This is a genomic window from Streptomyces sp. WM6372, assembly GCF_001279655.1.
Lineage (GTDB): Bacteria > Actinomycetota > Actinomycetes > Streptomycetales > Streptomycetaceae > Streptomyces.
Genome location: NZ_LGDB01000038.1, coordinates 1 through 7,389 on the forward strand (window position 1 = coordinate 1; position 7,389 = coordinate 7,389).

At 73.5% G+C, this 7,389-nt stretch carries 6 protein-coding genes; 4 read left to right on the forward strand and 2 right to left on the reverse strand.

Annotated elements, in window-relative coordinates:
- Positions 1–39 precede the first annotated feature (39 nt).
- From ADK52_RS05665 to ADK52_RS05675, 3 genes are all read left to right on the forward strand, one after another.
- Positions 40–642: an HPP family protein gene (locus ADK52_RS05665; protein WP_063783777.1), complete on the forward strand. Its 603-nt coding sequence runs from the start codon at positions 40–42 to the stop codon at positions 640–642.
- Between the two features lie 109 nt (positions 643–751).
- Complete coding sequence (locus ADK52_RS05670) at positions 752–1,903, forward strand: serine hydrolase domain-containing protein (RefSeq protein ID WP_053688677.1); 1,152 nt, start codon at positions 752–754, stop codon at positions 1,901–1,903.
- Between the two features lie 80 nt (positions 1,904–1,983).
- Entirely contained in the window at positions 1,984–2,745 is a 762-nt protein-coding gene (locus ADK52_RS05675; RefSeq protein ID WP_053688678.1) for a hypothetical protein, read from the forward strand.
- A 69-nt stretch (positions 2,746–2,814) separates the two neighbouring features.
- Here the strand turns inward: ADK52_RS05675 and ADK52_RS05680 are convergent, their stop codons facing one another.
- On the reverse strand, positions 2,815–4,194 hold the full coding sequence (locus tag ADK52_RS05680) for a M64 family metallopeptidase (protein ID WP_053688679.1): 1,380 nt from the start codon (positions 4,192–4,194) through the stop codon (positions 2,815–2,817).
- A 153-nt stretch (positions 4,195–4,347) separates the two neighbouring features.
- On the opposite strand from ADK52_RS05680, the gene ADK52_RS05685 reads away from it, so the two are divergent.
- Positions 4,348–5,682, forward strand: coding sequence for a helix-turn-helix domain-containing protein (locus tag ADK52_RS05685; protein WP_053688680.1), 1,335 nt, complete (start codon positions 4,348–4,350; stop codon positions 5,680–5,682).
- A gap of 24 nt (positions 5,683–5,706) precedes the next feature.
- Here ADK52_RS05685 and ADK52_RS05690 read toward each other — a convergent pair whose 3' ends face one another.
- The gene (locus ADK52_RS05690; protein WP_053688681.1) at positions 5,707–7,248 is read right to left on the reverse strand and encodes an MFS transporter; all 1,542 of its coding nucleotides are present in this window, start codon (positions 7,246–7,248) and stop codon (positions 5,707–5,709) included.
- Between the last annotated feature and the right edge of the window lie 141 nt (positions 7,249–7,389).

Genomic DNA, 7,389 nt, shown 5'->3' on the forward strand with positions numbered 1-7,389 from the left:
AGTGGAGCTGTTACGACACCGCCGTCCACGTGGCGAGCGATTTCACCGGGTACGCCACCCAGCTCACCGGGCGCTCGACCAGCGGGTACGCCCCCTTCGCCCCCCCCCCCTGCCCCCTCCTCCGGGTCCGCCGCGGGATCCCCCCGGTCCCGGACCACCGCCGGGCGGGCTCCCGCCCGCCCCACCACCGCGGCCGCGTTCCACAGCATCAGCGCCGTGACATCGGTCCTGCTGGGGCTCGTCGGGATCGGCGCGCTGCTCCACGAGCCGGTGCTCATACCGCCCCTGGCCGCCAGCGCCGCCCTCGTGCACAGCGCCCCCACCCTGCCCCTGGCCCAGCCGCGCGGTGTGGTCGTCGGCCACCTGCTGGGCACCGCCGTCGGCTACGGCGCCCTCGCCGCCGCCGGCAGCAGCGCCTGGGCCGCGGCCGTCGCGGCCGGGGCCACGCTCGCGCTGCTGATGGCCGCCCGCACCCCGCACTCGCCCGCCTGCGCCACCTCCGTCGTGATCGTGCTCCAGAGCCCGGACCCCGCCCGCTTCGTCCCCCTGCTCTTCGGCGCGACGGTGCTCCTCGTCCTGACCGGGTACGCCGCGTCGCGCATCCGGCGCAAAGCACCGAGGTACCCCGCCTACTGGTGGTGACCCTTCCGGTCGTCCCCCGTGCGTCCGCCGCGCGTCCGGCCGATGAATGCGCGGCGCTGCGGGAGTCTGAGAGGCAGGCAACCGGAGCGGGATCGGGAGAGGTGGAGTGATGAGCGACCTGCGCGACATCCTGGAACGGCACGTGGACAGCGGATCGCTGCCCGGGGCGGTGGGCCTGGTGGCCCGCGGCGACCGGGTGGAGGTGGAGGCCGTCGGCTCGGCCGACGTCGAGGGCACGGCTCCGATGGTCCGGGACTCGATCTTCCGGATCGCCTCGATGACCAAACCCGTGACGGCCGCGGCCGTCATGACGCTGGTCGAGGAGCGCCTGCTGGCCCTGGAGGACGAGATCGCGCCGTGGCTTCCGGAGCTGGCCTCGCCCCTCGTCGCCCGTACGCCCGCGAGCCCGCTCGACGACGTGGTGCCCGCCGACCGCCCGATCACCGTGTTCGACCTGCTCACCTCCCGCGCCGGGTACGGGTTCCCCTCCGACTTCTCGCTGCCCGCGGTCGCGCCGCTGGTCGACGAGCTGAAGCAGGGGCCGCCGCAGCCGCAGCACACGGCGGCGCCGGACGCCTGGCTGAAGGCGCTGTCGGGCATTCCGCTGCTGTACCAGCCGGGCGAGGCCTTCCTGTACAACACCTGCTCCGACATCCTGGGCGTGCTCATCGCCCGGGTCTCGGGGCAGTCCCTGCCCGAGTTCATGGCCGAGCGGATCTTCGAGCCGCTGGGCATGGCGGACACCGGGTTCTGCGTCCCGGCCGCCGACCTGGGCCGGTTCACGACCTTCTACCGCGAGGGCGATGGCGGCCTCGAACCGGCCGACGCCCCGCACGGGCAGTGGAGCAGCCTCCCGGCCTTCCCCTCCGGCGCCGGCGGCCTGGTCTCGACCGCCGACGACTGGTGCGCGTTCGGCCGGATGCTGCTCGCGGAGGGGGCCCTGGACGGGGGCCGCGGCCGGCTCCTGTCGGCCAAGTCGGTGCAGCGGATGACCACCGACTGGCTGACCCCGGCCCAGCGGGCCGGCGGCGAGCTGTTCCTGGAGGGGCAGGGCTGGGGGTTCGGCGGCTCGGTGGACGTCACGACCCGCGATCCGTGGAACGTGCCGGGGCGGTACGGCTGGATCGGCGGCACCGGAACCGCCGGCCACATCACCCCGTCCACCGGCGCCGTCTCCGTCCTGCTCACCCAGCGGGCGATGAACAGCCCGACCCCGCCCGCCGTGCTGCGCGACTTCTGGACGTACGCGGCCGACGCCTGAGCCACCTGGACCTCGTGGAGGGCAGGGTTCCCCTCAAGGACGGATACACGGCCCGGCACAGCAGATCAGACGAGGCAGGAATGACCACGAAGTTGACGTTCGACGGCGACTGGTGCGCGACGGCGACGGACGAACCGACGCGCATCACCCCCCGCTTCACCGGTGACGCCTCCGTCGACATCGCGCCCTACGCGGATGTGCCGGAGCGTGAGCGCTTCTTCGCGGACACCTTCGGCAGCCAGGAGGTGCTGTGGGACGCGCCCGACGTCCTCCGGTTCGACAGGGACAGCCGCGAGCTGGTCGCGGCGCGGTTCCACTGGCCGGAGGAGTCCGCCTCCGCCGCGGAGGTCGCGCGCCTTCCCCTTCTCCCCGAAGTACGCCCGGGCGGGCTGCGCGCCGATGAGGCCCGCGACTTCCGGCACGAGCGGTGCTCGGTGCTGTGCCGGGCCCCCGGGGACGCCGTGCTCACCGGCCTGCGCGACCTCGACGTGCTGGACGAGCCGCTGGATGCCCGTATCGGCATCGCACCCGATGTCGCCCTCCTCGTCCAGCGCGGCGCCGTCGTCGGCTGGAGCCTCACCGATCCCGCGCAGTATCTGACCGACAGCTTCGTCGAACCTGATCCGGGCCCGCCGTCCGCCGCCACCCGCCGCCTGCTCACCGAGTGCCTGGACCTGGTCACCACGCCGGTGGTCGAGGACGTGGTGGACGGCGAACCGACTGCCCTGGCCCGGCTGCGGGCCGCCGACGAGGCCCTGCGAGCACAGCGCGAGGACCGGCACCGGGCCGACGCCCTGCTCCGGCTGATCGCCACCTATGTGGAGGACTACGGGACCGGCTAGGCCATGTCCTTCGGATCAGGCCGGACGACTGCGCCGCACCGTTGACCGGCCTGATCCACAAGACATGGCCTAGAGGCGGACGCTCCAGTCGACCGTGGACTTCAGGGTGCGGGCGATCTTCGGGTCGCGGACCGAGGGGGTGCGGTCCTCGGCCGTGACCGACAGCTTGTGCGTGCGCAGGTCGAAGAGCCACAGCTCGGCGACCGCGACCTCGGTGCGGCCCGCGAACCGCTTCAGCTCCCGGCCGTCGAGGTACCAGCGGACGTCGAGCTGCCGGCCGTCCGCACCGGCCAGCCGGGGTACGGAGACCTTCGCCGTGTTGCGCAGCCGCAGGGTGCGGCCGGTCGGGGTGAGCGGGGCCGCGGGCTTCGCGTGCTGGTAGAAGCCGGCGATCATCGCCTCGGTGCCGGGCAGGTTGAAGGGCTTGCCGAGCACGCGCATGATCGAGCCGTCGGTGGGCCGGTACAGGCCGGTGACGTAGTAGCCGCCGCCCTCGTACGCCCCGACCGTGCCGCCGTCGGGCGATTCGGCGCCGAGCCACCGGTACCACTTGGCCCGCTCCGCGGCCATCCGGTCGGCGGGCAGCGTGGAGGTGTTGGAGTCGGCGGGCTCGGGGCCCTCGTACTTCTCGTACCCCGGGGTGTCCGGGTAGAAGTACTCGTCGGCGAGCTTGCCCAGGGAGTGCCCCGTCTCGTGGATGGCCACCTGGCCGGATTTCGCGTTGCCGGCGGAGGCCGTCGATATCCCCTCGTAGCCGAGGGTGGCGCTGGGCTCGTTGTACCCGGCCCCGCCGTACTTGGTGCTGTGGGAGAGGACCAGGACCAGGTCGGCCGCCGGCGCCTTCGCCACGTACGCGTCCACCTTCGGCTGGTCGATGCAGAGCAGCCGCTCGATGCCCTCGCACCAGAAGTACGAGCCGAGGGCGGTGTCGCGGACGGTGGCCGGCGTGGGGTCGCCGGAGACGCCGGAGTCGTGGGAGACGGCGTCGACCGTCCAGACGTTGAAGAGGTTGCGGTACGTGGAGTACGGCTCGACGGCGGTGATCTCGGCCCATTTGGCCCGGGCGTCGGCGTGGAACCGGTCCTGCTCGGCGGCGGTGTACCCGTCGCCGATGACGACGATGTCGAGGCGGTCGGCGGTCGAACCGTTGTCGACCAGCTTGGCGACCTCGCCGTCGGCCGCCCGCTCGGCTTCGGAGAGCTGCGGGGCCCTCTTCGCCTGCCCGGCGGCGGGGACGCGGATGTGGCCGGATCCGGCGGCCGTGCCGTCCTCGGGCCCGGGTATCTCCACCTGGGTCCCGGTACCGGCCCCGCTGCCGGCCTTCGCCGGCGACGGTATCGGCGGCGGCGCCGCGGCCGCCGTGCCGAGTGGGCCCGCGGCCAGCAGCAGGGCCGTCGTACAGGCCGCGGCCAAGGCGGCGCGCAGCGTCAAGCGGAGGGACGCGTCCATGGAGTTCTCCCCGGGAAGAGGCCGGAAGTCACCGGAAGTTAAGCGGCGCGATAAGTGCGCTGAACCGATTGCTTAAACTAGGGGGCGCACGGGACGTGCGCAATGGCCAGCCACCCCTGCACCATGGGGAGTTGGAGCGACCAGGGGGTCTTCATGGACGAACCGGCCGAGATCGGCCGCAGGGTTCAGCGCATGCGCGCCGAACGCGGGCTGACACAAAGGGCGTTGGCGGAGCCCTCGTACACCTCCGCCTACATCTCGACCCTGGAGTCGGGCAAGGTCCGGCCCTCCGAGACGGCACTGCGCTTCCTCGCGGAGCGGCTCGGCACCTCGTACGAGGAGCTCGCCACCGGGCGCCCCGCCCACCTGGCCACCGAGCTGCGCCTCGCCCTCACCGACGCCCAGCAGACGCTGGCCACGGGGGCCGCCGCCGAGGCGGCCGTACGCTACCGGCAGCTGCTGGCGGACGCGGAGCGGCTCGGCCTCGACGCCGAACGGGCGGAGGCGCTGCTGGGCCTCGGCGACTGCGCGCTGGAGGCGGGGGAACTCCCGGACGCCATCGGCCGCTTCGAGGAGGCCGAGCGGCTGCTGGCCGACGAGCCGCTCCCCCGCCGGGCCCGCCCGATCCGCGGCCGGGCCGTCGCGCACCTGCTCGCCGGGGAGCTCCGCTACGCCTGCTACCTGCTCGAATCCGCCATCGACGAGCTGAACGCGAGCGGGCTGGCCGATCCGGAGGCACTGGTGCTGCTGTACGCCGCCGTGATCGGCCCGTACATCGACATGGGCGCCCACGCCCGGGCCGCGCACGCGGCCGAGCTGGCCCTGTCGCTGGCTCCGCAGGTGGCCGATCCGGCGCTGGTGGCGGGGATGCACCGGCAGGTCGCGCGTACGTTCCTCGCCGCGGGGCGGCCGGCGGACGCCGATGCCTCCCTCGCCAAGGCACAGGCGATCTACCGGCAGCTGCGGCTGCGGACCGATCTGGCGCACTGCCACTGGATGCGCGGCTACGTACTGGCGCAGAACGGCGATCTGGTGGCGGCGGAGGCGGAGTTGCGCACCGCCCGGGGCATCCTCGCGGCCCGGCGGGCCGCCCTGTACACGGCGCAGGTCGAGGTGGAGCTGGCCGACGTACTGCGCCGGCTGGGCCGCTGTGAGGAGGCCGCCGAGCTGCTCTCCGGGCTGCTGGAGCTGGGCGACAGCCACGGCGCCGTGCACGCGGGCGGGGCGCACCGGCTGCTCGGGCTGATGGCCGAGGAGCGCGGGGAGAGCGAGTCCGCCGAGGAGCACTACGTCCAGGCGCTGACCCTGCTGGAACGCAGCGGGGCCAGCGGGGATCTGGCCGATCTGTGCCGGCTGCTGGGCGACCTGCTGCGGCGTACGGGCCGGATCGAGGCCGCGTTGGACGCGTACCGTACGGGGCTGGGCCACCGCGCGGCGCCGGGCACCACCACACTGGGCCCGGCGCCCGCGTCACCGCCGCGGCGGTGACGCGGGCGCCGGGGCGCGGCCGGGTCAGTGGTTCTCGGTGGGCCGGAGGTCGCGCGGGATCATCGTCCACGTCGTGGCCGCCGCGGCCACCGCGAGGAGGCCCGCGATGAGGAAGGCCGGCGTGATGGCGAGGGTGTAAGCCTGGGAGGCGGCCTCGATCAGGCCCTTGCCCACCGTGCCGCCCAGCCGTTCGGCGATGTGGGCGGCTTCGCCGACGGACTCGCGGACGGCCTTGGCGGTGGCGCCGTCCAGGTCGAGGGCCGGCAGGTTGCCGCGGTACAGGACGGCCGCGGTGCTGCCGAGGATGGCGACGCCCATGGCCGAGCCGAGTTCGTAGCAGGTCTCCTCGATGGCGGCCGCGCTGGAGACCTCGTCCGCGGGCGCGGCCGAGATCAGCGTGACCGAGGCGACGGTGGTGGCGATGCCCGCGCCCAGGCCCATGATCGTGAGGGCCACGGCGAAGGCCGGGTAGCCGAGCTCGGTGAACTGCTGGAAGGTCCAGGGCAGGGCCATGCCGGCGGCCAGGACCACCAGTCCCGCGCCCAGCACGTGCCGGATCGCGAAGCGCTGCATCAGCGTGGGGGCCACCATCGACGCGCAGATCAGGGCGAGCGGGGCGGGCAGCAGGCGCAGTCCCGCTTCGAGCGGGGTGTAGCCCTGGCCGTACTGGAACCACTGCGTGACGAGGAAGAGGATCGCGCCCATGCCGACCATGGGCAGGAAGATCGCGGTGGCGGCGACGCTGAAGGCGGGCTTGGCGAACAGCCGGACCTGGAGCAGCGGGTTGTCCACGCGCAGCTGACGGCGTACGAAGACGGTCAGCGCGACGGCGGCCAGGGCGAGCAGGGCCCACGGGAGCGGATCGGCGGCCCCGCTCTTGCCGAGCTGCTTGATGCCGCCCGCGAGGGCGAGCATGCCGACGATCGACTGGCCGACGCCCCACCAGTCCCAGCGGCCGCCGCTGCGCGGGGAACGGGATTCGGGGAGGTAGCGCAGGCCGGCCGCGACGATGACCGCGGCGACGGGGAGGTTCAGGAGGAAGGCGGAGTGCCAGCCGTAGTCCTGGACGAGGAGCCCGCCGACGACCGGGCCGAACGCCATGCCGCCGCCGAAGACGGCCGCCCAGACGGCGAGGGCGAAGGCCCGCTCCTTGGCGTCGGTGAACACGCTGCGCAGGATCGACAGGGTGGACGGCATGATCGCGGCGCCGCCGATGCCGAGGAGGGCGCGGGCCGCGATCACGTGCCAGGCCTCGGTGGAGAAGACGGCGATGAGGGAGGCGACGGAGAAGATCGCGAAGCCCGCCATGAGCAGCCGCTTGCGGCCCCACCGGTCGCCGAGTGCGCCGGCGGTGACGAGCAGGCCGGACAGGGCGAGCGCGTAGACGTCGATGATCCACAGCTGCTGCACGGCACCGGGCTGGAGGTCGCCGACGAGGGAGGGGAAGGCCACGTTGAGGATCGTGGTGTCCATCGAGATCAGCAGCAGGCTGCCGGAAAGGATGGCGAGGACGATCCACCGGCGCGGGTCGAGTGGGGCGGGGGCGGTGGGGCGGCGGGCGTGCATGGGGTTCCGTTCAGGTGAGCGGGCGGGGAGGCCCACCGCTTCGCACAACGATGAGCCTCCTTCGCCCCGAATGATACATCAACGTCTCATTCGGGGCGAAGGAGGCTCACACTCTGGGCACACCCGTACGCTGTTTCACGC